This is a genomic window from Corynebacterium sp. SCR221107 (genome assembly GCF_027886475.1).
Lineage (GTDB): Bacteria > Actinomycetota > Actinomycetes > Mycobacteriales > Mycobacteriaceae > Corynebacterium.
Genome location: NZ_CP115670.1, coordinates 1,471,506 through 1,493,738, shown reverse-complemented (window position 1 = coordinate 1,493,738; position 22,233 = coordinate 1,471,506). Strand labels below are relative to the sequence as shown.

The 22,233-nt window shown below is 59.2% G+C and carries 19 protein-coding genes and 1 rRNA gene; all 20 read right to left on the bottom strand.

The features are described from left to right. Positions 1 to 413 precede the first annotated feature (413 nt). The 20 genes from PAB09_RS06565 to infC all read right to left on the bottom strand — a co-directional run bounded on the left by PAB09_RS06565 (position 414) and on the right by infC (position 22,043). A 16S ribosomal RNA gene (locus tag PAB09_RS06565) occupies positions 414 to 1,936 on the bottom strand. 716 nt (positions 1,937 to 2,652) lie between these two features. After that, positions 2,653 to 3,078, bottom strand: a complete 426-nt coding sequence (locus tag PAB09_RS06560; protein WP_271035201.1) for a DUF2871 domain-containing protein — start codon at positions 3,076 to 3,078, stop codon at positions 2,653 to 2,655. A gap of 116 nt (positions 3,079 to 3,194) precedes the next feature. Continuing rightward, a complete protein-coding gene (tyrS, locus tag PAB09_RS06555; protein ID WP_271035200.1) occupies positions 3,195 to 4,451 on the bottom strand; it encodes a tyrosine--tRNA ligase in 1,257 nt (418 codons plus the stop codon). Positions 4,452 to 4,481: 30 nt separating this feature from the next. After that, on the bottom strand, positions 4,482 to 4,661 hold the full coding sequence (locus PAB09_RS06550; RefSeq protein WP_271035199.1) for a Trm112 family protein: 180 nt from the start codon (positions 4,659 to 4,661) through the stop codon (positions 4,482 to 4,484). Between the two features lie 170 nt (positions 4,662 to 4,831). Beyond that, positions 4,832 to 6,265: an argininosuccinate lyase gene (argH, locus tag PAB09_RS06545; protein WP_271035303.1), complete on the bottom strand. Its 1,434-nt coding sequence runs from the start codon at positions 6,263 to 6,265 to the stop codon at positions 4,832 to 4,834. Positions 6,266 to 6,539: 274 nt separating this feature from the next. Further along, positions 6,540 to 7,736, bottom strand: coding sequence for an argininosuccinate synthase (locus PAB09_RS06540; protein ID WP_271035198.1), 1,197 nt, complete (start codon positions 7,734 to 7,736; stop codon positions 6,540 to 6,542). Between the two features lie 147 nt (positions 7,737 to 7,883). Beyond that, on the bottom strand, positions 7,884 to 8,372 hold the full coding sequence (locus tag PAB09_RS06535; RefSeq protein WP_271035197.1) for an arginine repressor: 489 nt from the start codon (positions 8,370 to 8,372) through the stop codon (positions 7,884 to 7,886). Between the two features lie 368 nt (positions 8,373 to 8,740). Beyond that, positions 8,741 to 9,700, bottom strand: a complete 960-nt coding sequence (argF, locus tag PAB09_RS06530) for an ornithine carbamoyltransferase (RefSeq protein ID WP_271035302.1) — start codon at positions 9,698 to 9,700, stop codon at positions 8,741 to 8,743. A gap of 162 nt (positions 9,701 to 9,862) precedes the next feature. Beyond that, a complete protein-coding gene (locus PAB09_RS06525; RefSeq protein ID WP_271035301.1) occupies positions 9,863 to 11,011 on the bottom strand; it encodes an acetylornithine transaminase in 1,149 nt (382 codons plus the stop codon). Between the two features lie 92 nt (positions 11,012 to 11,103). After that, on the bottom strand, positions 11,104 to 12,045 hold the full coding sequence (argB, locus tag PAB09_RS06520; protein ID WP_271035196.1) for an acetylglutamate kinase: 942 nt from the start codon (positions 12,043 to 12,045) through the stop codon (positions 11,104 to 11,106). Positions 12,046 to 12,189: 144 nt separating this feature from the next. Further along, a complete protein-coding gene (gene argJ / locus PAB09_RS06515) occupies positions 12,190 to 13,350 on the bottom strand; it encodes a bifunctional glutamate N-acetyltransferase/amino-acid acetyltransferase ArgJ (RefSeq protein ID WP_271035195.1) in 1,161 nt (386 codons plus the stop codon). 228 nt (positions 13,351 to 13,578) lie between these two features. Next, complete coding sequence (gene argC, locus PAB09_RS06510; protein WP_271035194.1) at positions 13,579 to 14,622, bottom strand: N-acetyl-gamma-glutamyl-phosphate reductase; 1,044 nt, start codon at positions 14,620 to 14,622, stop codon at positions 13,579 to 13,581. Positions 14,623 to 14,797: 175 nt separating this feature from the next. Beyond that, a complete protein-coding gene (gene pheT / locus PAB09_RS06505; protein WP_271035193.1) occupies positions 14,798 to 17,317 on the bottom strand; it encodes a phenylalanine--tRNA ligase subunit beta in 2,520 nt (839 codons plus the stop codon). 93 nt (positions 17,318 to 17,410) lie between these two features. Next, entirely contained in the window at positions 17,411 to 18,457 is a 1,047-nt protein-coding gene (pheS, locus tag PAB09_RS06500; RefSeq protein WP_271035192.1) for a phenylalanine--tRNA ligase subunit alpha, read from the bottom strand. A 170-nt stretch (positions 18,458 to 18,627) separates the two neighbouring features. Continuing rightward, positions 18,628 to 19,455, bottom strand: a complete 828-nt coding sequence (locus tag PAB09_RS06495; RefSeq protein WP_271035191.1) for a TrmH family RNA methyltransferase — start codon at positions 19,453 to 19,455, stop codon at positions 18,628 to 18,630. A 70-nt stretch (positions 19,456 to 19,525) separates the two neighbouring features. Continuing rightward, complete coding sequence (locus PAB09_RS06490; RefSeq protein WP_271035190.1) at positions 19,526 to 20,020, bottom strand: hypothetical protein; 495 nt, start codon at positions 20,018 to 20,020, stop codon at positions 19,526 to 19,528. Then, positions 19,978 to 20,634 (bottom strand): GIY-YIG nuclease family protein, encoded by a 657-nt coding sequence (locus PAB09_RS06485; RefSeq protein ID WP_271035189.1) that lies wholly within the window; start codon positions 20,632 to 20,634, stop codon positions 19,978 to 19,980. Before PAB09_RS06485 ends, PAB09_RS06490 begins: the two co-directional genes overlap by 43 nt. Before the next feature lie 191 nt (positions 20,635 to 20,825). Then, positions 20,826 to 21,209, bottom strand: a complete 384-nt coding sequence (gene rplT / locus PAB09_RS06480; protein WP_271035188.1) for a 50S ribosomal protein L20 — start codon at positions 21,207 to 21,209, stop codon at positions 20,826 to 20,828. Between the two features lie 85 nt (positions 21,210 to 21,294). Continuing rightward, positions 21,295 to 21,489: a 50S ribosomal protein L35 gene (rpmI, locus tag PAB09_RS06475; RefSeq protein WP_271035187.1), complete on the bottom strand. Its 195-nt coding sequence runs from the start codon at positions 21,487 to 21,489 to the stop codon at positions 21,295 to 21,297. Positions 21,490 to 21,521: 32 nt separating this feature from the next. Continuing rightward, positions 21,522 to 22,043 (bottom strand): translation initiation factor IF-3, encoded by a 522-nt coding sequence (infC, locus tag PAB09_RS06470; protein WP_271035300.1) that lies wholly within the window; start codon positions 22,041 to 22,043, stop codon positions 21,522 to 21,524. Positions 22,044 to 22,233 lie beyond the last annotated feature (190 nt).

Below are 22,233 nucleotides of genomic sequence, written 5' to 3'. Positions count from 1 at the left end.
ACAAGAAAAAAAATTAATTCTCACCCCACCCACACAACACACAGTCATGCAGGCACAATGAAATTACATCGCGTCCACTATACAGTTCTCACACAACACACCCCACCACCACCAACCACCCACACCCCACAAAAAAAGAGGCACAAAAAAAGGCAGCAGTAGCAGCAAGGCCACCAGAAACACACACATGCATGTTCCAGACACCCAACAGCACACCAACACACACAGTTTGAGAAACACAAATCGCAACACACAACGTGGTGCGCATCATCCAGTCGATGCCACAAACCCCAACACCAGCCACACCCACCGTGTGGCACACATTCGTGTCGGGGTGGCATGCTCCACCCGGATTAGAAAAAACAAATGGTGACTAACCAGTCACCAACACAAAAAAAATATATGCTCCTTAGAAAGGAGGTGATCCAGCCGCACCTTCCGGTACGGCTACCTTGTTACGACTTCGTCCCAATCGCCGATCCCACCTTCGACCACTCCCTCCCCACAAAGGGGTTAGGCCATGGGCTTCGGGTGTTACCAACTTTCATGACGTGACGGGCGGTGTGTACAAGGCCCGGGAACGTATTCACCGCAGCGTTGCTGATCTGCGATTACTAGCGACTCCGACTTCATGGGGTCGAGTTGCAGACCCCAATCCGAACTGAGGCCGGCTTTCAGCGATTCGCTCACCCTCACAGGCTCGCAGCGCGTTGTACCGACCATTGTAGCATGTGTGAAGCCCTGGACATAAGGGGCATGATGATTTGACGTCATCCCCACCTTCCTCCGAGTTAACCCCGGCAGTCTCTCATGAGTCCCCGGCCGAACCGCTGGCAACATAAGACAAGGGTTGCGCTCGTTGCGGGACTTAACCCAACATCTCACGACACGAGCTGACGACAACCATGCACCACCTGTATACAAGCCACAAAGGGAAAGACCATCTCTGGCCCAGTCCTGTATATGTCAAGCCCAGGTAAGGTTCTTCGCGTTGCATCGAATTAATCCACATGCTCCGCCGCTTGTGCGGGCCCCCGTCAATTCCTTTGAGTTTTAGCCTTGCGGCCGTACTCCCCAGGCGGGGCGCTTAATGCGTTAGCTACGGCACAGAAGTCGTGGAAGACCCCTACACCTAGCGCCCACCGTTTACGGCATGGACTACCAGGGTATCTAATCCTGTTCGCTCCCCATGCTTTCGCTCCTCAGCGTCAGTTACTGCCCAGAGACCTGCCTTCGCCATCGGTGTTCCTCCTGATATCTGCGCATTCCACCGCTACACCAGGAATTCCAGTCTCCCCTACAGCACTCAAGTTATGCCCGTATCGCCTGCACGCCCGAAGTTAAGCCCCGGAATTTCACAGACGACGCGACAAACCACCTACGAGCTCTTTACGCCCAGTAATTCCGGACAACGCTCGCACCCTACGTATTACCGCGGCTGCTGGCACGTAGTTAGCCGGTGCTTCTTATACAGGTACCGTCACCAAAGCTTCGTCCCTGTCGAAAGAGGTTTACAACCCGAAGGCCGTCATCCCCCACGCGGCGTCGCTGCATCAGGCTTGCGCCCATTGTGCAATATTCCCCACTGCTGCCTCCCGTAGGAGTCTGGGCCGTATCTCAGTCCCAATGTGGCCGTCCACCCTCTCAGGCCGGCTACCCGTCGACGCCTTGGTAGGCCATTACCCCACCAACAAGCTGATAGGCCGCGGGCTCATCCCTAACCGAAAAAACTTTCCACAACCGACACTAAACGATTGTCCTATCCGGTATTAGACCCAGTTTCCCAAGCTTATCCCGAAGTTAGGGGCAGATCACCCACGTGTTACTCACCCGTTCGCCACTCGAGCACCCAGCAAGCTGGGCCTTTCCGTTCGACTTGCATGTGTTAAGCACGCCGCCAGCGTTCGTCCTGAGCCAGGATCAAACTCTCCACAAAAAAACAAGAAAAAACATTCTCATTCAAAAAAGGTCAGGAAAGCCTGAAACCAGACAAAAAACAAACAACCAGCCCACAACACAACAAAATGTGTCGCAAAAATGATTGTCCAAAAAAATAGATGAAAAAACATGTGTGCCGCCATCCGACGAGGAAAAACACGACACACAAACACGTCAAAGAAACAAAAACCATTCCCCAACATGCATCATCAACCAGCATTAATATTTCACAAGCAAGCAACTACTCGCCGGCCACACCAACACCAACCAACAACACACACCACAAGAAACAATCCCTGCTCCCCAAACAAAGCAAACCACAAAAAAATGCGATTCACCAGTGCATTGGTACACTATTGAGTTCTCAAACAACATGAACACACGACAAACACGAAACAAAAACTCATTGAAACCCGTTTGAACGCGGTAAGAAAAAACCTTACACAAAACAGCTTCACACTGTCAAACACTGTGTTAAGGAACTTTCCTCGACCTTACGGTCATCCATCCCTACCAGCGCCTTCCCGGCTGCCGTAGCGACTCGCACTAAGTTACACACCACCACGAAACTTCGCAAACCCCCAGCTCACACCCCGTAACCCGCACAATAAGAAAGACAGCCGCCACAGCAACGACTGCCTCACGCACAAACAACCCCTCAACGTCGGAAAGCAAAAAGGCGCCGAGTGAAAGAGCCACTCGGCGCTCCACCTCTTATTCGGCATGCATACGATTCATCGCACGCTTGATCACCATGAACAGTTGAATGAAGGCGATGGTCAAGACGACATGCCCTAGGCCGGAGGCACCTGCTAGACCAGCACTGAATTCGAATCCCGGCTGTGTCACCTGCAAGGATCCCTTGACCACCATGAATCCTACGGTCCAGATCAGGCCAAGGTTGTAGACGATGAAAAAGGTGTCGAAAAGCTTGACCTTGTGGATCTTCAGGCTTGCCGCAAGGGCTAAGAGGACCAGGTGCACGATAGTGCCCAGAACCAAGATGTGCGTGTGCACAGTACCGAGCGAAGTGGGTTCGGTCAGCGGGAAGTCATTGAAGCGAGTGAACTCGCGGTAGTAGACACCGGCGACCAAACCGAGCGCTGTATAGATGGCGGCTGCATTGAAGATCTTGTTCATAATCCTCATTGTGCCCCATTCCGCCTCCGACCCCATGACCAAAACAGGCGCTCGACCCATCAACCGTTCGGTTGATCAACGTCGAGCGCCTGGATGAACACCACGCACGGAGAGAACTAGACCAGCTTCACACCGGCAAAGTTCTTCTTACCCTTGCGCAGCACGAGCCAGTGGCCGTGAAGGAAGGTGTCCGCGGAAGGCTCCCAATCCTCGGAGTCGATGCGCTGGTTATTGACATAGGCTCCGCCTTCCTTCACGGTGCGGCGCGCCGCACCCTTGGAATCGGCCAAGCCCGTCGCGATGAGCAGGTCGACGATGGTCTTCGGGGCGTCGGCTTCCAGCTCAGCGATGGTGGTCTCAGACAAGGCACCGGCCAGGGTGTCCTCGTCTAAGGAGTCCAGCTCGGCGCGGCCGAACAGCGCTTGGGCGGCTAGCTCCACAGCGTCGGTGGCGGCTTGACCGTGGACCAGCGTGGTCATTTCCTGAGCGAGGCGACGCTGCGCCGCCCGCTTGTGCGGTTCTTCCCGGGTTGCGGTCTCCAGCTCCGCAATCTCTTCTTGGTTAAGGAAAGTAAACCACCGCAGGTAGTCGATGACCACGGAGTCGCCGGCGTTGAGGAAGTACTGGTACCAGGAGTACGGGCTGGTCAGTTCCGGGTCGAGCCACAGCTTGCCGCCGCCGGTGGACTTGCCGAACTTCTGACCTTGCGCGTCCGTCACCAACGGCACAGTCAGGGCGTGCACCTTGGCCTGATTCATGCGGCGGTTGAGGTCAACGCCGGAGACGATGTTGCCCCACTGATCGCCACCGCCGATTTGCAGCACGCAGTCATACTCGCGATGAAGCTGCACGTAGTCGAAGGACTGCAGCAGCATGTAGGAGAACTCGGTGTAAGAAATGCCATCGTTTTCGAGGCGACGCTTGACCGTCTCGCGATCGAGCATGGTGTTCAGCGAGAAGTTCTTGCCCAGGTCGCGCAGGAATTCGATGAGGCTCATCTTGCCCAGCCAGTCGACGTTATTGACCATGATCGCGCGGTCATCGGTGTAATCGATGAAGCTACGGATCTGGTTCTTGATCGACTCCACGTTGGCCTCGACCTGCTCCAGGGTGAGCATGGAGCGCTCGCCGATGTCGCGGGGGTCGCCGATCATGCCGGTGCCGCCACCGGCGAGGGTGATCACGCGGTGCCCGGCCTCCTGGAAGCGCTTAAGCATGACCAAGGGAACCAAGTGACCCGCGTGCAAAGAGGCCCCCGTGGGATCGAAGCCACAGTACAAGGTGATGGGCTGCTCGCAGGCCTCGCGGAGTTCGTCAAGGTCGGTAGATTGATTGATGAGCCCACGCCAGGTGAGTTCGTCGATAATGTTCATCGTGGTTGAGATTCTTTCTTCCGCTTCGGTTTATTGTGCTGGTGGCCAGGTGAGGGCTTCGTCGGCAAGCATGACCGGGATTCCGTCGTCGATGCGATAGGCGATGCCGAGGCGCTCGTTGACCAGAACCTGCTGGTCTTCCAGATAAACCAGGGGGCCTTTGTCCTGCGGGCAGGCCAAAACCTCAAGCAATGTCGGATCGATACTCATAACGCACTACCCTACCGCATACGGTGTGCAGTCACTGCCCCACGGTGCTATTTTGGCAGGCTGCTTGCGCGCTTGCCACGAACGAAAACGCACCGTCGGCATCGCTTGCGTTTTTCGCTTAACGACGCCTACGGTGCGGTACTTCCCCTCAGGAGCCGCCCGTGGGAATTCTATCCCCGCACCGGGGTCTGTGCCCAGGAGAGATAGGTGGCGTTTTGCTCATCGACGCGCGCCCGCTGCTCGTCGACCCGAACCTGGGCGGTACCACCTCGGGTGGCGCGAGATGCCACCGCCCCCTGGATGGTCAGGTACTGGCGCACATCCGCGGTCAGGCGGTCGTCGACGCTGGCCAGTTCCTCGTCGGTGAGCTCGTCCAGGCCCACGCCGCGGGCCTCGGCAAGGCGCACGCAGGCGCCGGAGGCTTCGTGGGCCTCGCGGAAAGGAACCCCCTCCCGGACCATCCACTCCGCCAGGTCCGTGGCCAGGGTGTAGCCCGCCGGCGCGAGCTCCTCCAGGCGTTCTGGGTGGAAGACAAGAGTAGAGACTAGACCGGTCATGGCTGGCAGCAGCAGGTTAAGCTGCGCCACCGAATCGACGATCGGCTCCTTGTCCTCCTGAAGGTCGCGGTTATACGCCAGCGGCATGGCCTTCAAGGTGGCCATGAGCCCCGCGAGGTTGCCGATAAGCCGGCCCGTCTTGCCACGGGTGAGCTCAGCAACATCGGGATTCTTCTTCTGCGGCATGATGGACGAGCCGGTCGACCACGCATCGTCCAAGGTTACGTAGCCGTACTCCGGCGTACACCAATAGATGATTTCCTCGGCAAGTCGGGACATGTCCACCGCGATCTGGGCGAGCACGAAGGCGGTCTCGGAGGCGAAGTCGCGCGAGGAGGTGCCGTCGAGGGAGTTGTCGCAGGCCGAGTCGAAGCCCAGCTCCGCGGCAATCGCCTCGGGGTCAAGCTTGAGGGTGGAACCCGCCAGCGCTCCGGAGCCGTAGGGGCTCACGGCCAGGCGCTTATCCAGATCCTGGAGGCGCTGGATGTCGCGCAGCAGCGGGTGGGCGTGCGCCAGCAACTGGTGGGCCAGGAGGATTGGCTGCGCGGCCTGCGAGTGCGTCTTACCGGGCATGATCACGCCCGGGTGATTCGCGGCCTGCGTGCTCAGCGCGCCCACCAGCTCGGTGACCTGGGCTGCGATGTCGCGGATGGCGTCGCGGACCCACATGCGGAACAAGGTTGCCACCTGGTCATTGCGGGAACGGCCAGCGCGCAGGCGTCCGCCGACCTCGGCGCCGACGCGGTCGATAAGTCCGCGCTCCATGGCGCCGTGGACGTCCTCGTCGGTCGGCTCGGGCAGGAAGGCGCCCGAGGCCACGTCCGCGCCGAGCGAATCGAGGCCGGCAAGCATGGTGGCGAGGTCTTCGTCGGAAAGCAACCCCGCGGCGTGCAGCACCTTGGCATGCGCCTTGGAGGCAAGCACGTCATAGGGGGCTAGGACCCAGTCGAAATGGGTGGAAACGCTCAGCGCGAACATCGCTTCGCTCGGTCCGCCTGCAAACCGGCCACCCCACAGCGCACCCTGGTTCGTTCCGTGCTTGTGCACAGTCATCTCAATCGCCTCTTCTTTTATTCGTTAGTAGGAATTCGCGCCCCAAGCAGCAAGCCCTGGGCTTGGTCATCGAATCAACACTCGCGTTCGAGTCTATTAGTAACCTATCCGCGCCCACGTGCAAACTGCATGATCGAGCCTTGGGGAAGGCGCGTCGCCATCGTCGGCAAGCACGGTGCGCAGCTGCACCAACGCAGGCCTTAGGCATGCACGTCGGGGCTCACCTCAAATACACAGGTGAGCCCCGATGGCGGTACGGGTCTAAAGCTTAGGCCTCGCGGTCGCGGCGGTTCGCGATCTTGGAGGATAGGCCGTGCAGCTCGACGAAGCCCTTGGCCAAGGTCTGGTCGAAGGTATCGCCGGTATCGTAAGTGGCCAAGTTGAAGTCATAGAGCGAGTGGCTGGAGCGGCGGCCGTTAACCACGCAGGAGCCCGCGTGCATGACCATGCGGATGTCGCCGGTGACGTGCTCTTGGGTGGACTCGATAAAGGCGTCCAGGGAGCGCTTGAGCGGGCCGTACCACAGGCCGTCGTAGACCTCCTCGGACCAGCGGGCGTCGATGAGGCGCTTGTAGCGAGCGAGCTCGCGCTCGACGGTGACGTCCTCGAGCGCCTCGTGGGCGGTGATCAACGCGATCGCACCTGGCGCCTCATAGACCTCGCGGGACTTGATGCCCACCAGGCGATCCTCGACCATGTCGAGGCGGCCCACGCCCTGCGCACCGGCGCGGCGGTTGAGCTCCTCGATGGCCTCCAAGACGGTGACCTTTCGGCCGTCGATGGCAACCGGTACGCCGGCCTCGAAGGAGATGATGACCTCATCCGGCGCGTTGCCCAGATTGGGGTCCTCGGTGTAGGAGTACAGGTCCTTCGTCGGCGGGTTCCACAGGTCCTCCAGGAAGCCGGTCTCGATCGCGCGACCCCAGACGTTCTGGTCGATGGAGAACGGGGACTTCTTGGACTGCTCGATCGGCAGGTTGATCTCCTCAGCGAAGGCGATGGCCTTGTCGCGGGTCCATGCGTAGTCGCGGGCAGGAGCGATGATCTCCAGCTCAGGAGCAAGGGAGCGGAAGCCGACCTCGAAGCGGACCTGGTCGTTTCCCTTGCCGGTGCAGCCGTGGGAGACGTGCGTGCCGCCGTGTTCCTTCGCTGCCTGGACGAGGTGCTTGACGATCAAAGGGCGAGAAATGGCGGAAAGCAGCGGGTACTGCTTCATGTACATGCCGTTGGCCTTGATAGTGGGCAGGCAGTATTCGTTGGCGAACTCGTCCTTGGCGTCAATGACCACGGCCTCGACGGCACCACAATCAAGCGCGCGCTGGCGGACGGATTCCATGTCCTCGCCGCCTTGGCCCAGGTCGAGGGACACGGCGACGACCTCGCCGCCGGTCATCTTGGCCAGGTAAGGAATCGCCACGGAAGTATCGAGGCCGCCCGAATAAGCGAGCACGACGCGGTTAGTCATCTTTTCTCCTTGAAGTGAAGTTTTCTTGTGTTGGCCAGGCTGCCCCGGCTTGTGGACGCTGGGTATGACGTCGGCCAACAAGTCTTATTTATTTCTAGCAGGAGGTTGCAGACGCGAGAAGCATCGACTCCCTCAACGGTGTGGCTGCTACCCCACCTTGCGCTGGCCGAGCAACGCGGCCAGTTCTTTGCCGGTGAGTGGATCGCGGGCCAAGGCGAACACGGTATCGTCGCCGGCTATGGTGCCCACCACCTCGTCCATCCCCACCCGGTCGATGAAGCTTGCCAAAAACGGCGCCGCCCCCGGCGGGGTGCGTAGCACGGCGATGTTGCCAGAATAGTCGGTGGAGACGAGCAGATCGTCAAGCATCTTTCGCAGCTTCTCGCGGGTGCCCACACCAGCGTTGACCGTGGCATCGTCAACCGGGCCGACCGCATAATACGCACGGCCTCCATCTGGACGAACCTTCTTGGCCCCTAGCTCGTCGAGATCGCGGGAAAGCGTTCCTTGCGTGATTTCCACACCCTTGTCCTTGAGCAGCTCGGAAAGCTGCATCTGACTATAGACCTGGTTTTGTTCGAGAAGATCGAGGATTAGCGCCTGACGGACTGTGCGCGTAATCGGGCTTGTGCTCATGAAACCTTCCCTTATGTAGAAATCTATGAATGAACCGTGTGGATGCGATGCAGGTTGCGCCCACGTGCTGGAACCGTCGCGTTGACACCTTTTCCCGACTAGGTCAGAAGGTGGCTGGCGATGGCAGAGCCTGTGCGGTGTGCCAGCACTTGAGCAGTAGTTCTTGCTTGACGACGCCTTCCGGCCCCACCGCCTTGGCGCCGCATTCCCGCGTGAGGTTCTCGCCTCAACCGGAAAAAATCCGTGAAACTATGCAACGAAAATTAGTCTACCTAATTATATTCCGAATATCTAAAGTGCTAGCAGGCACTTTTCGCATAGATTTTCATGGCATCGGCCACACTCACAGCGATCCGACCTATGAATTATTAGTCCTGTGGCTGGTGCTCCATGAGCCAGACCAGCAACGCCTTCTGCGCATGCAGCCTGTTTTCAGCCTCATCGAAGACCACCGACTGCGGACCGTCGATGACGGAAGCAGTCACCTCGCTATCACGATAGGCCGGAAGGCAGTGCAAGAAGATCGCTTCCTTGCCAGCACGAGCCATGACGGCATCGTTGACCTGGTAGGGCAAGAAGGGGGTCCGACGGTCGATGCCGTCGTTTTCCATCCCCATCGATACCCACGTGTCGGTGATCACCACGTCCGCACCGTCCACCAGGGACAGGTCCGCGCCAACTGTCACCGTCGCACCGGTTTCGGCCGCTCGCGCCTGCGCGCGTTCGACGAACTGTGCCTTTGGCTGGAAACCCTCGGGGGCGCAGATGGCGATGTCCATGCCGGCGGTGGCAAAGCCCAACATGTAGGAATTGGCCATGTTGTTGTCACCATCGCCGAGGTAGACGGCCTTTTTGCCCTTCAACCCCTGCGGCCCCTGCTCGGGGCACAGGTGCTCAACGCAGGTCTGCAAATCAGCCAAGATTTGGCATGGGTGCAGGTCGTCGGAAAGCGCGTTGATGATCGGAACAGTGGCGGTCTCCGCCATCTCTAGGAAGTTAGTGTGGGCGTAGGTGCGCCAGACGATAGCGGAGACGAAGCGGGACAAGACAGCCCCGGTGTCCTGGTAGGTCTCGCCCTTGCCCATCTGCGTCTTGCCTGTCTCAGCGACGATAGCGTTTCCGCCAAGGGCGTTGATGCCCGCGTCGAAGGAAAAGCGGGTGCGGGTCGACGTCTTGTCGAACAAAACGGCAACCGACTGTGGTCCCTCGAAGGTCTTCTTCGAATAAGGCGCCTTCTTGAGTTCGATAGCCAGCTCCAACACCTCGGCCTGCTCGGCCGGGGACAGGTCATCGTCTGCCAAGAAGTGACGTACGGGCTTGTGAGAAATGTTCACGCGGGCTCCTTGTGTTTGTATCCTCATGCGAAGAGGGTGTTGAAAAATGAGCGTTGCGGTTGAAGCCACTGCCTCAACCTACCGGAATCGCCACCGGCTGCGGCTGCATAATCATCGTGGCCGCCAAAGAGAATTTCTGCGTACTATGCCAGACGATTACAGGCTGGCAAGCAGCTTTTCAAGGCGCGAGACCGCCTCGCGGATCTCGTCGTCGGTGATCACCAGCGGCGGGGTGATCCGGATGACGGACTCGCTCGGGGCATTGAGGATGAGCCCATACTCAGCTGCCTGTGCCACGGCCTCCTTAGCCACCGGCTTGCTGAGAACAACACCAAGCATGAGGCCGCGGCCGCGGACTGAATCCACGCCATCAATAGTGCCGACCAGGTCGCTAAACAGCTGCCCCTTCGCGGCCACCTCCGCGATGAAGGCGTCGTCGATGGTGTCTAAGACAGCATTAGCGGCAGCGCAGGCGACCGGGTTTCCTCCGAAGGTGGTGCCATGCTTGCCTGGGGTAAACAGTTGCGCCGCCCTGCCAAAACCAAGCGTGGCGCCGATGGGAAGACCGCCGCCGAGCCCCTTGGCCATCGTGACGACATCCGGGCGCACCCCCTCGTGTTGGAAGGCATAGAAATCACCGGTACGACCGATTCCGGTCTGCACTTCATCGACGATGAAGAGAATGTCGAACTCATCGCACAGCGCGCGAACTGCAGAAAGGAAGCCATCGGGTGCCGGAATAACGCCAGTTTCGCCCTGGATAGGTTCGAGAATGATGGCGGCAGTATCGCTGGGGTTAATCAGTACCTGTTTGCGAAGGAAGTCGATGTCTCCGTAAGGGTAAAACTCCACCCCTTGCGGCATCGGCTCGAAGGCCGCCCGCTTGTCCGGCTGCCCGGTCATTGCCAACGCACCCATCGTGCGGCCGTGGAACCCGTGCTCGGCAGCGAGGATACGGCGCTTACCAGTCAAGCGAGCAAGCTTGAAAGCGGCCTCGTTTGCCTCGGTACCGGAGTTGCAGAAGAACACACGCGTCTGGGCTGCGACCTCGACATCACCTTGGGCGAAGCGATCGACGATCTTTTGAGCGGCATTGACCACTGGCGCCGAAGCGAACAGATTGGACACGTGTCCGAGTGTGGACACCTGCTTGGTCACTGCATCGATGATTGCTGGGTGGGCATAACCCAGTGAATTGACGGCGATGCCGCCGAGCAAATCAATGTGTTCGTGTCCCTGCGCATCGGTAACAATCGCCCCCTTGCCCGAGACAAGTTCCAACGCTGGGGTGCCGTAGTTGTTCATCAGTACCTGTGGCCACAGCTGTTGGGCGCTGGTCCCAGAAACAAGGCTCGAAGCGTTATCCACAGGAGCGTTTGGGTCAGTGGAGTGGGTCATTATTTTCCTTCGCCTTTCCGGTATGTCGTTTCTTCGGTGACATCGTCGGCACCATCCTCCGGGGTGACCATGGTGCCGATACCCCCAGAGGTAAGAAGCTCTAGTAGCACCGAGTGCGCCACTCGACCGTCGATCACGTGCGCAGCCTTGACACCGGCTTCCACAGCGCGCAGGCACGATTCCATCTTCGGGATCATGCCGGAGTCAAGCTTCGACATGATTTCGGCGAGTTCCCGGATGTTGATGCGGGAGACGAGGGAGTCACGATTCGGCCAGTCCGTGTACATGCCTTCGACGTTGGTCAGGATGAGCAGACGCTCCGCGCCAATCGCGGCTGCCAGCGCACCTGCTGCGGTATCAGCGTTGATGTTGTACACCGTGCCCTCAGCATCTGGGGCGATCGTGGACACCACCGGGATCCTGCCCGCATCGATGATATCCATGAGGCTGGAAGCATCCACGTGCACGATGTCGCCCACCAACCCGATGTCTGTGAGCTCACCCTCCACATCGACTAAGCGCTTTTCGGCCAGGAACAAACCGGCATCCTCACCAGAGGTTCCCACGGCGTAAGGACCGTGCGAGTTGATGAGGCCAACCAAGTCGCGGCCGACCTGTCCGAACAACACCATGCGCACCACGTCCATCACTTCTGGGGTGGTCACACGGAAGCCACCGAGGAATTCCCCTTCCAGTCCTAGCCGTGACAGCATCGTGGAGATCTGCGGGCCACCACCATGAACGACGACCGGCTTCGCACCGACCGTCCGCAGGAAAACCATATCGGCAGCGAAGGCTCGCTTGAGCTCGTCGTCGACCATGGCGTTTCCGCCGTACTTCACCACGACAATCTTGTCGCGGAAGTGCTGCAGCCAGGGCAATGCCTCGGCGAGAACGGTTGCCCGCTCCTGGGCTGTGAGTTCATCGAAGACTTGAGTCATCGGTCGTATCCTTGGGATTGGTGCGGTTGCGATTGATTCGGGACTGCCCACCGTGAGGCGTCGGAAAGCATGCGCCCACGAAAAGGCGCGTGAGGGACTTCGCCAGCCTCGACCGGTGGTCACCTGGCGGAGTCCGGGCGCATACTAGGTCGAGTAGGCGGAGTTGATCTCCACGTAGGCGTACGACAAATCAGTGGTTCGCACGAACGCCTCCCCGGGGCCGCCGGTACCCAGATCCACGCGGACGTCGATGTCAGCACCCGATAGATCAACCTCTCGGGCATCCGGGGTGCCCCCGGATTTCAGGCACACGGCGTGGTCGTTGAAGTACACGCTGATATTTTCCGGATCCATGTCGGCATCTGCCATGCCCACGGCCGCTAAGACGCGACCCCAGTTCGGATCGGAACCAAACATCGCGCATTTAAACAAATTGTCGCGCCCGAGCGTGCGCGCCGCGTTCAAGGCCTGCTCATCGGTCGTGGTCCCGGTGACCGTGATGCGCACGCGCTTGGTGACCCCCTCGGCATCGGCCTGCAATTGATCGGCGATGGAGGCACAGGCCTGGAGCACGGCCGCTTCGAATTCGGCCACCGAGGGACTGATACCGGAGGCGCCGTTGGCCAGCAACAATACGGTGTCATTGGTGGAGGTCGAACCGTCAATATCAAGCGTGTTGAAGGTCACCGCGCAGGCCTTTTCCAAGGCCGCGTGAGCCACCTCCGCGCTTACCGACGCATCGGTGGTCAAGCACACCAACATCGTTGCCAAAGACGGAGCCATCATGCCCACACCCTTGCCCATGGCGCCGATCGTCCAACCATCCTTCTCGACGACGGCCTCCTTGGAGACGGTGTCGGTGGTCATGATGGCAACTGCTGCATCATGACCATTGTCGCCAAGGCTGTCTACGAGGCCATCTATCCCCTTGAGCACAATGTCCACCGGCAGAGGCTCGCCGATGATGCCCGTCGAGCACGCTGCGACTTCATCGAAATCTAGGCCCAGTTTGTTGGCGACATGGCTGACGACGGTCGCGGCATCGGCATCGCCCTGCGCACCGTTGCACGCATTGGCATTTCCCGAGTTATACACCACGGCCTTGAGCGTGCCGTCAGCTATGGCCTTGCGGCTGAGCTTCACCGGGGAGGCAACGATGCGGTTGCGGGTAAAAACGCCGGTAGCAGTGAACTCAGGCCCCTCGTTGACAACGAGTGCCATGTCTTTGTTGCCCGAGGCCTTGATTCCGGCCACAAGCCCCGCGGCTTTAAATCCGCTAGGGGCTGTTACACCACTGTCGCTCATGTCTTTACTACTTTCTTTATACGGGGTTATACCCAAAAAACTTTAAGTCTCTATTTCTTCCTGGCCCTGCTCGCTCATAACTGGCGTTACAATGCTGACTACTCAAGGCCACGTGCAACGCTTGCCAGCACAGGGCAGGCAGCGCCTGCGAGAAGTCTAGGTCTGCTTCAAGGATGACAGACCCGAGGGCGAAGATTCCACCATCACCGCGTGTGATATTGAAAGCCTTTAAGGGGCTACGCCGCCCTGCGGAAGTCCGGCCGTCTCCTCGAGGCCTAGAGCAAGGTTCATGCACTGAACCGCAGCTCCACCGGTGCCCTTCGTCAGGTTGTCGATCGCCGAGGTAACCAACAGCTTCCCGGCATGCTCATCCACTTCGACCTGAAGGTGGCACATATTGGAACCGACCACGTTTTGGGTTTGTGGCTGGATGCCCTCCGGCAGGAGATAGACGAAGGTTTCGTTGCCATAGGCCTGCTCGTAGACCTTGCGTGCAGTTGCAGCGTCGATGCCTGCACGAAGATCCGCGGTTGCGGTGGTAAGAATTCCTCGCGGAAGCGGAGCCAGAACCGGGGTAAAGGAAACGACGACATCCTCGTCGGTGAATTCGCCGAGGTTTTGGGCTATTTCCGGGGTGTGACGGTGGCGACCTGCGGTGTTATAGGCCTTGAGTGAGCCCATCGTCTCCGACCCGAGCATGGCCACGGAAGCCTTTTTGCCTGCGCCCGAAACGCCGGTTACTGACACAACGGACACCTTTGGTTCAATCAGGCCGGCATTAACGGCCGGCCATAAGGCCAAGGTAGCGCCCGTGGGAAAACAACCTGGCACGGCTACCCGCTTGGTGTTTTTCAGTTGTTCTCGGTGGCCGGGCATCTCAGGGATGCCATAAGGCCAAAAGCCCGCATGCTCGCTACCGTAGTACTTTTCCCACGCCTGCGCGTCACGCAGTCGGAAGTCTGCCGCACAGTCGATCACGAGGACATCTGGCCCTAGCTGGCGAGCAATTTCAGCAGAATGCCCGTGCGGCAGCCCCAGAAAGACCACGTCATGTCCGGATAGAGTCTTGGCATCGGTGGGCTCAATAACTCGATCGGCAAGCTGCGGCAGATGCGGCATGAGCTCGACCACCGGCGTTCCCACGGTGGAATTGGCGGTTAACGCTCCGATCTCCAAATCACCGCTCAAGAATGCGGGATGACCAAGCAGTAGACGCAGGATCTCCCCTCCTGCGTAGCCGCTTGCTCCGGCGATGGCAACCTTAATAGACATACCTTGACATACTACACCGGAATGTATATTTTGCAAGTTCTCTCATTTTATGCAGAATAAGCTGCGGAATATGCACGACTAATAAAACCCGGCCCCTCCATCCGTAGGGTCATAAGCTGGGCTTATAACGCTTTTCGGTGAAAGGACCGGGGTTTTAATCCCCACATGGGAAACATTAGGCACGCATCGTTGCGCCGAATTTCTCGGCCGCCGCCTGTGCTGCGGCAAGTCTGCCCTCGGAGCATTCGTCGTCGGTCAATGTCCGATCCTTGGCGCGGAAGGTCAGCGCGAAGGCCAACGACTTCTTGCCTTCGCCCAGGCTCTCGGAACGGTAGACGTCGAAAAGCTCGACCTTTTCCAACAACTGACCTGCCGCCTCGGCGATGACCTTGCGCACGGACTCCGCCGGGGTGGCCTCGTCGACAACCAAGGCTAGATCCTGCTTCAGCGTCGGGAAGGCCGACAGCACCGGCGCCGGAGCCGGCTCGGTGAGCGCCGGTGCGGTGATGTTGAGTTCCATTGCACAGGTGCGCTTGGGCAGACCCAGACGCTCGATGACCTGCGGGTGCAGCTCACCGGCGTGGCCGACGACCTCGCCGTCGACGAGCAGCTGCGCGCAGCGACCCGGATGCCACGGCAGGTATCCCTCCTCGCCGGTGTTGGCGAGCTCGAGCTCCACCCCGGCGGCGCGGGCGACCACGCGGGCGGATTCGATGGCATCGGCGTAGGTGTACTCGCGACCCGTTCCCCACGGACCCTCGAATTCGATATTGCCGGTGCCTACTGTGGCAACGTACAGCGGCTGCAGCGGCAGGGAATCCAAAACCTCCTGCACCTCGTCCTGGGTCGGGCGCTTTTTGACGGAAGGCATCGGCGAGAATCCGCTGCCGCGCTTGATGACGACCTGCTGCAGGCCGAATAGGCTCAGGCTGGTCTGGCCGCGGGCAATATTGCGCGCGAGCGCCTCCAGCATGCTAGGCAGCAAGGTGGTGCCCAGGACGGCGTAGTCGGCGTCCAGCGGGTTCTGAACCGTCACCACGTTGCGGCGCGGATCATCGGCCTCGAGCCCCCAGGTGTCAAAGGTGTCCTGGCGGATGAACGGGGTCGGCAGGATCTCCAGGTATCCGTTGTAGGCCAGCGCGTGGCCGATGGCGCGACGGCGCTTCTGTGCCGGCGTCAATCCGGTTCCTACCGGCGCGTTCGGCACGATGGACGGGATGGCCTCCAGCCCCTCCAGGCGCAGCACCTCCTCGACGAGGTCAGCGGACTCGCCAAGATCCGGACGCCAGGTCGGCGGGACGACCTCCAGCACGTCACCAGTGGCGGTTACGTCGCAACCGACCTCCTGCAGACGGGAGATGACCGTCTCCGTGGAATATTCCACGCCGGCCAGCTGGCTCGGGCGAGAGGCCTTCATCGCGATGGTGGGCATGGCCTCGACCTCACCGACGAGGGTGCGACCGGACTCGATCGTCCCTCCTGCAATCTGGGTCAGCAGCGCGCAGGCGACATCGAGGGCGACCTCGACGATGGCCGGGTCGACGCCACGCTCGAAGCGGCGGGAGGCCTCAGAGCTGAGCTTGTGGCGCCGCGAGGTGCGCGCAGTGGTGATCTGATCCCAGGTTGCCGCCTCGAAGTAAACGTTGGTGGTCTCCTCAGAAATCTCGGAGACGGTGCCGCCCATGACACCAGCGAGCGAGGAGATGCCGTTGTCGTCGCAGATGACCACGTCCTCGTCGGAAAGCTCGCGCACGACGTGGTCGAGGGTCTCGAACTTCTCCCCCGCCACCGCATTGCGCACAACCAGGGATCCTGCCACCTTGTCGGCGTCGAAGGCGTGCATCGGCTGGCCGAGCAACATCATGACGTAGTTGGTGACGTCGGTCGCGGCATTGACCGGGCGCTGGCCGCACAGCATGAGCTCGCGCTGCATCCAGAAGGGTGATTCCGCCTTGGGATCGATGCCTGAGACCTTGCGCAGGCCGAAGCGGCGTGCCTTGGTGGCGGGCTCAAGGGTGACGTCAATGAGTAAACCCTCGGCTGCCGGGACACCGGAGGTATCAATGCCAGCAACGGCCGGGTCGAGCGCCGGATCGGTGAAGGTCAGGTTGAAGGCGGAGGCCAGCTCGCGGGTGAGGCCGCGTGCGGACAGGGCATAACCGCGGTCCGGGGTGATGTTGACGTCGAAGACGGTGTCAGCAAGGCCCAGGATCGGGCGGGCGTCCGTGCCCGGCTCCCCTACGGACGGATCCAGCGTGATGATGCCGGAGTTTTGCTTGTCTGCCAAGCCCAGCTCTGCGGCGGAGCAGATCATGCCCGCGGACATACGACCATAGGTCTCGCGTGCCGAAATGACGAAGTTGCCCGGCAGCACGGCACCAGGCAGGGAGACCACAACGGTGGATCCTTCCACGAAGTTGCGGGCACCACAGACGATGGACTGCAGCTCACCGGTGCCGTTGGCGTCGCCGACATTGACCATGCAGTGGCGGATCGGCTTCTTGAAGCCGGTGAGCTCCTCGATGGACTCCACGCAGCCGATGACCAGTGGGCCGGTCGTCTCAGCAATGGTCTCGTAGCCTTCGGTCTCGAATCCTACGCGAACGAATCCGGAGTCGAGCTCTTCTGCGCTTACTTCCCAGCCGGGATTCGCGTGTCCGAGCAGCCTTGTCACCCAGCTCTGAGCGATCAGCATGAAATTTTCTCCTCGTTGAAAAGTCTAGAAATTCTTGTGTGTTCGGCGCGCTGGCCATCTCTGCGTAAAGGCGCCGCGCCGTGTCGTTCAGAGTTAGGCGCGAATGCCGAAGGGCTGGGTGAAGCGCACGTCGCCCTCTACCATGTCGCGCATGTCGTTGAGCCCGTTGCGGAACTGCAGGGTGCGCTCCAGACCCATGCCGAAGGCGAAACCGGTGTAGACCTCCGGGTCGATGCCGGCCGCGCGCAGCACGTTGGGGTTGACCATGCCGCAGCCACCCCACTCGATCCAGCCCGCGCCGCCCTTCTTATTCGGGAACCACACGTCCACCTCGGCCGAAGGCTCGGTGAACGGGAAGTAGTTGGTACGCATGCGGGTCTTGGTCTCCGGGCCAAATAGCGTCTTGGCCAAGTGATCTAGGGTTCCCTTCAGGTGGGCCATCGACAGGCCCTTATCTACCGCAAGGCCCTCGATCTGGTGGAAGACCGGGGTGTGGGTAGCGTCGAGCTCATCGGTGCGGAACACTCGTCCCGGGCAGACAACGTAGATCGGCACCTCGCGGGAGAGCATGGTGCGCATCTGCACCGGCGAGGTGTGCGTGCGTAGGACCTGCTTGGATCCGGCTTCGGAAACGTGGAAGGTGTCCTGCAGGGTACGTGCCGGGTGGTCCGGGATGAAGTTCAGCGAGTCGAAGTTGAAGTACTCGGCCTCGACCTCGGGGCCATCTGCCACCTCGTAGCCCATGGCCACGAAAATATCCGTGATGTTTTCGCTCAAGGTAGTAATGGGGTGCAGGGCGCCGACCTGCGTACGCGTGGAGGGCACGGTAACATCCACGCGCTCAGCCTTGAGCACCTCGAGGTTGCGTTTTTCTTCGAGCTCCTGCTTGACCTCTGCAAATCGCTTCTCGACGCGGCCACGTGCGATGTTGACCAGGCGCCCAGCCTCCTTGCGGTCTTCCTTGGGCAGCGAGCCCAGCGACTTGCGTGCCGACGGGATCGGCGCGTTATCACCGAGGTGATCGCGGCGTGCGACGGCGAGCTCTTCCAAGTTGGCGGCGGCCTCAAAAGCGTCAACGGCAGCTTGAGCTGCGGCGTTGAGGCTTTCTTCGGTCAGTTCAATTGCTGGATTCTCAGACACGTGGTGACTTTCTATTTCAATTGACTTTTCAAGTAGGTCGTTTAGCAGGTCGTTGGCAGCGAACTGCGTACAGCGCAAGGCAAACTATTATATTAGCGCCCAGCAACCGGCCACGCCCACTCTCCCCCGGTGTTTTCCCAGCGGGGGCTAAAGACCGCGACGGGGCGCGATTATTGGGAGTCGACGATGCGGGTTACCTGCACCTTCGCGGACTCGTACAGGCAGATCGAGGCGGCGGTGGCCAGGTTCAGTGACTCGGCTCGGCCGCGGATGGGGATGCGCACGCGGTGATCGGCAAGCTCGAGCAGCTCTTGACCCAATCCGTGGGCCTCGTTGCCGAATAGCCACGCCGTCGGCTGGGCCAGCAGCTCCTCCGCCTCATCGAGGTTGACCTCGCCGTCAGCGGTGGTGGCCAAGATTTGCAGTCCCTTGGACCGAAGCTGCCCGAGGACGTCTTTGATGTTGGTGTCACGTGCGACGGGCAGGTGGAAGATGGATCCGGCTGAGGAGCGCACCACCTTCGACGACAACGGGTCAACAGTCTCGCCGGCGAAAATCACAGCATCAGCTCCCATCGCGTCCGCGACCCGGATGAGCGTACCTGCGTTGCCGGGGTCATTGGTGAGCACCGGCACGCTCACCAAATTCGGCCGACCTGCCAGCGCCTTGCCAGTGGTCCACAGCACCGGCTCGCAGACGGCGAAGATTCCAGTGGTGGCCGTGGTATCAGACAGGTGTTTTGCCGCCTTGTCACTGATGGCGTGGACGTAGACGTTCATGTGCCCTGCCATCCGAACAATGGGCTCGAAGCGCTCCGCTGCTTTCTCGGTGACAAACACGTCTGTGGCAGCCCCCGTTGCCACCGCAGCTTCGACCGAGTTCTCCCCCTCGACTATGAAAGCCTTGGCCTTGCGACGCTCCGAGGCGCGATGCAATTTGGCAGCCTTGACAATGCGTGGCGTGCGCTCGGTAAAGGCGTTTTCAAAATCCAGCTTCATGTCTTTCAACACTACCTGTGGATTCTCGAGATCGACCTATTGACAACAATGGGGAGCTTTTGAACAAACATCACAGACCACTCAACTCTCCTGACTCGATGAAACACCACACTTCTTTGTACATCAAGGTTGCCAGGTCCTCGCTGTGCCAACGGCGAAATAGCCCGCACTCACCACGGCGGAGAAGCTTGAGAATCAGATTCTGAAACGCCTCCCGGACGAACTGCACTTCAAGGAGGCTAGCAAGACAACCAACAGGAAATGCGATGACATCGGTCAGGGTAAGTGAATACGAGTGCTTCTCGAATAGCACCGGAAGCTCTTCTGCCAATTCCAACCATTGCTCTTTCGCCTCCGGAAGTGTTTTCGAGCCCAAATCTCCATTGGGATGCTCAAAGATACTGCAAGGGGGAAGATTAATGAAAGCAGTCACATCCTGAAAAGAATCACCATCAACGAACGTATACTCTTCTAATCTTCTTGAACAGGCATAAACTTCAAGTTCGCCAACATTAAAAGTTGTCAACCGCGCGCCGCGGTCGAGGGATAATCCGAGACCGTCCAATATCGACGCTCCAAATCAACAGCAGCAGGGATTGCCGTCAAGACATGCACCAAGTCATAAATGACCGCATCAGCAAACGTTACGTCACCATCATCATTTCGTTTCAAGATTGGATGCACAGTATTTCCAACCTTTGACTGCTGAAGTTTGATTGAACCTAGCACCGGTCGTTGTGCTGCCCTTTCAAAAGCCTCACAGTCGAGAGCCCACTTACCACAAGCCCAATGGTTTTGATCCTCAACACTGATTACGCCATCAATTACCGCGCTGCCCTGATAATCAAAATTCAGCCGCCGGTTCCGCAAACGCCTACCTTCCGACAGTTGGTTTTCAATCATTTCAGCTTCGACTTGGTTTAAGTCCGTTACAGGGACATCCACGAAGGAAAACGCCACGACATCATTCCATGGTTCATGCCCGGAACCATGCACATGTTGGGCAAAGCGTTGCCTCAGATCAACGCTTTGCCCGACATATCGCTCACCGTTGGCAAATTCAAGGATGTAAACACCGCATCGTCTTGATTCAATGATGGGCGCTAGGGACGTCAATCCCTGCAGTTCATAACGACGAAAGAGATAACCTTTTTCAACGCTGGTTGGTTTTCGAGACATACGAAGTTTCTAACACTTGATTGCGACCCAACTTGATATTCCGAGGAAATCTTCCGAACATTTGTTTCCCCGATTTTTGCTTCTTCCCTAGCCCGATCAACATTACAGGTGCGCACCACCCGTCGTCGGCAAGCAAAAATGCAAAAACCCGGACCCCACTGATGGGATCCGGGCAGGTATGCCTTAAAAGATTAGGCAGCCTTAGGAGCGTTAACGTCCTCCGGCAGGGCAGCCTTGGCAGCCTCGCAGATTGCGGAGAAGGCGGCAAAGTCGTTCACGGCCAGCTCGGCAAGGATCTTGCGGTCAACCTCGATCTCGGCCAGGCGCAGACCCTGGATGAGACGGTTGTAGGTGATGTCGTTCATGCGGGCAGCAGCGTTGATGCGGGTGATCCACAGCTTACGGAACTCGGACTTGCGAGCGCGACGGTCGCGGTACGAGTAGGTCATGGAGTGCAGCCACTGCTCCTTGGCCTTACGGTACAGCCGGGAGCGCTGGCCACGGTAACCCTTGGCGGAATTGAGGATAGCGCGACGCTTCTTCTTGGCATTCAGGGAGCGCTTGACACGTGCCACTGTGATACTTCCTTAACTTTTTGAAAAACTCTCGTGGTTGAAATATGGGTATGAAGACCTTGAGCCGAAAATGACGGCGGTTTCCTTAGGCCTTGCCCAGCAGACGCTTCACGCGCTTGACGTCAGCCTTGTCGACGTCCTCGGTGCCCTTCAGGCGGCGGGTGCGGGTAGAAGGCTTGCCTTCCAACAGGTGGCGACGGTTGGTCTGCTCACGACGCAGCTTGCCGGAGCCGGTGACCTTGATTCGCTTAGCGGTGCCCTTGTGGGTCTTCTGCTTCATGAAATGTACGTCCTTTGACTTCTCTTCAGTGGTTACTTCTTAGACTTGCGAGCCGGGCCGAACACCATGGTCATATTGCGACCATCTTGCTTTGGCTTCGCCTCAACGACGCCATACTCGGCAACATCCTCAGCCAAGCGCTCCAAGAGGCGGAAACCCAGCTCCGGGCGCGACTGCTCGCGGCCGCGGAACATGATGGTGACCTTGACCTTGGATCCCTTTTCGAGGAACCGGATCACATTATTCTTCTTCGTCTCGTAATCGTGATCATCGATCTTGGGACGGAACTTCTGCTCCTTGACCACAGTCTGCTGCTGGTTCTTCCGAGCTTCGCGAGCCTTCTGGGCCTGCTCGTACTTGAACTTTCCGTAGTCCATGATCTTGCAGACTGGCGGCTTTGCGTTCGGCGCAACCTCAACCAGGTCGAGGTCAGCGTCGTACGCGAGCTTTCGTGCATCTTCAATGCGCACGATGCCTACCTGTTCCCCGTTGGGGCCAACTAGGCGAACCTCGGGAACTCGGATGCGCTCATTGATGCGAGCTTCAGCGCTGATGGGGACTCCTCAAGTAGCGGATGGAAAATGTGACGTACCGTAAATCGAAAGCTTGATTCCCCTGATAGATTAGGCATAAGAAAAATCCCGTCCTTCCGGATTGGGAACGACGGGAGACCTCTTAAACCATACTGCAACCAAACTCGACAAAGAGTTTTTGCAATACCTTTTCATAGACCCTTGTCCAACC

Coding starts and splice junctions, on each gene's coding strand:
- argB (WP_271035196.1), bottom strand. CDS start 12,045: ATGACTCAAGTCTTCGATGAACTCACAGCCCAGGAGCGGGCAACCGTT.
- argJ (WP_271035195.1), bottom strand. CDS start 13,350: ATGAGCGACAGTGGTGTAACAGCCCCTAGCGGATTTAAAGCCGCGGGG.
- PAB09_RS06485 (WP_271035189.1), bottom strand. CDS start 20,634: ATGTCTCGAAAACCAACCAGCGTTGAAAAAGGTTATCTCTTTCGTCGT.
- argC (WP_271035194.1), bottom strand. CDS start 14,622: ATGTCTATTAAGGTTGCCATCGCCGGAGCAAGCGGCTACGCAGGAGGG.
- PAB09_RS06495 (WP_271035191.1), bottom strand. CDS start 19,455: ATGAAGCTGGATTTTGAAAACGCCTTTACCGAGCGCACGCCACGCATT.
- PAB09_RS06535 (WP_271035197.1), bottom strand. CDS start 8,372: ATGAGCACAAGCCCGATTACGCGCACAGTCCGTCAGGCGCTAATCCTC.
- PAB09_RS06540 (WP_271035198.1), bottom strand. CDS start 7,736: ATGACTAACCGCGTCGTGCTCGCTTATTCGGGCGGCCTCGATACTTCC.
- pheT (WP_271035193.1), bottom strand. CDS start 17,317: ATGCTGATCGCTCAGAGCTGGGTGACAAGGCTGCTCGGACACGCGAAT.
- PAB09_RS06550 (WP_271035199.1), bottom strand. CDS start 4,661: ATGAGTATCGATCCGACATTGCTTGAGGTTTTGGCCTGCCCGCAGGAC.
- PAB09_RS06525 (WP_271035301.1), bottom strand. CDS start 11,011: ATGAACAACTACGGCACCCCAGCGTTGGAACTTGTCTCGGGCAAGGGG.
- PAB09_RS06560 (WP_271035201.1), bottom strand. CDS start 3,078: ATGAACAAGATCTTCAATGCAGCCGCCATCTATACAGCGCTCGGTTTG.
- rpmI (WP_271035187.1), bottom strand. CDS start 21,489: ATGAAGCAGAAGACCCACAAGGGCACCGCTAAGCGAATCAAGGTCACC.
- tyrS (WP_271035200.1), bottom strand. CDS start 4,451: ATGAACATTATCGACGAACTCACCTGGCGTGGGCTCATCAATCAATCT.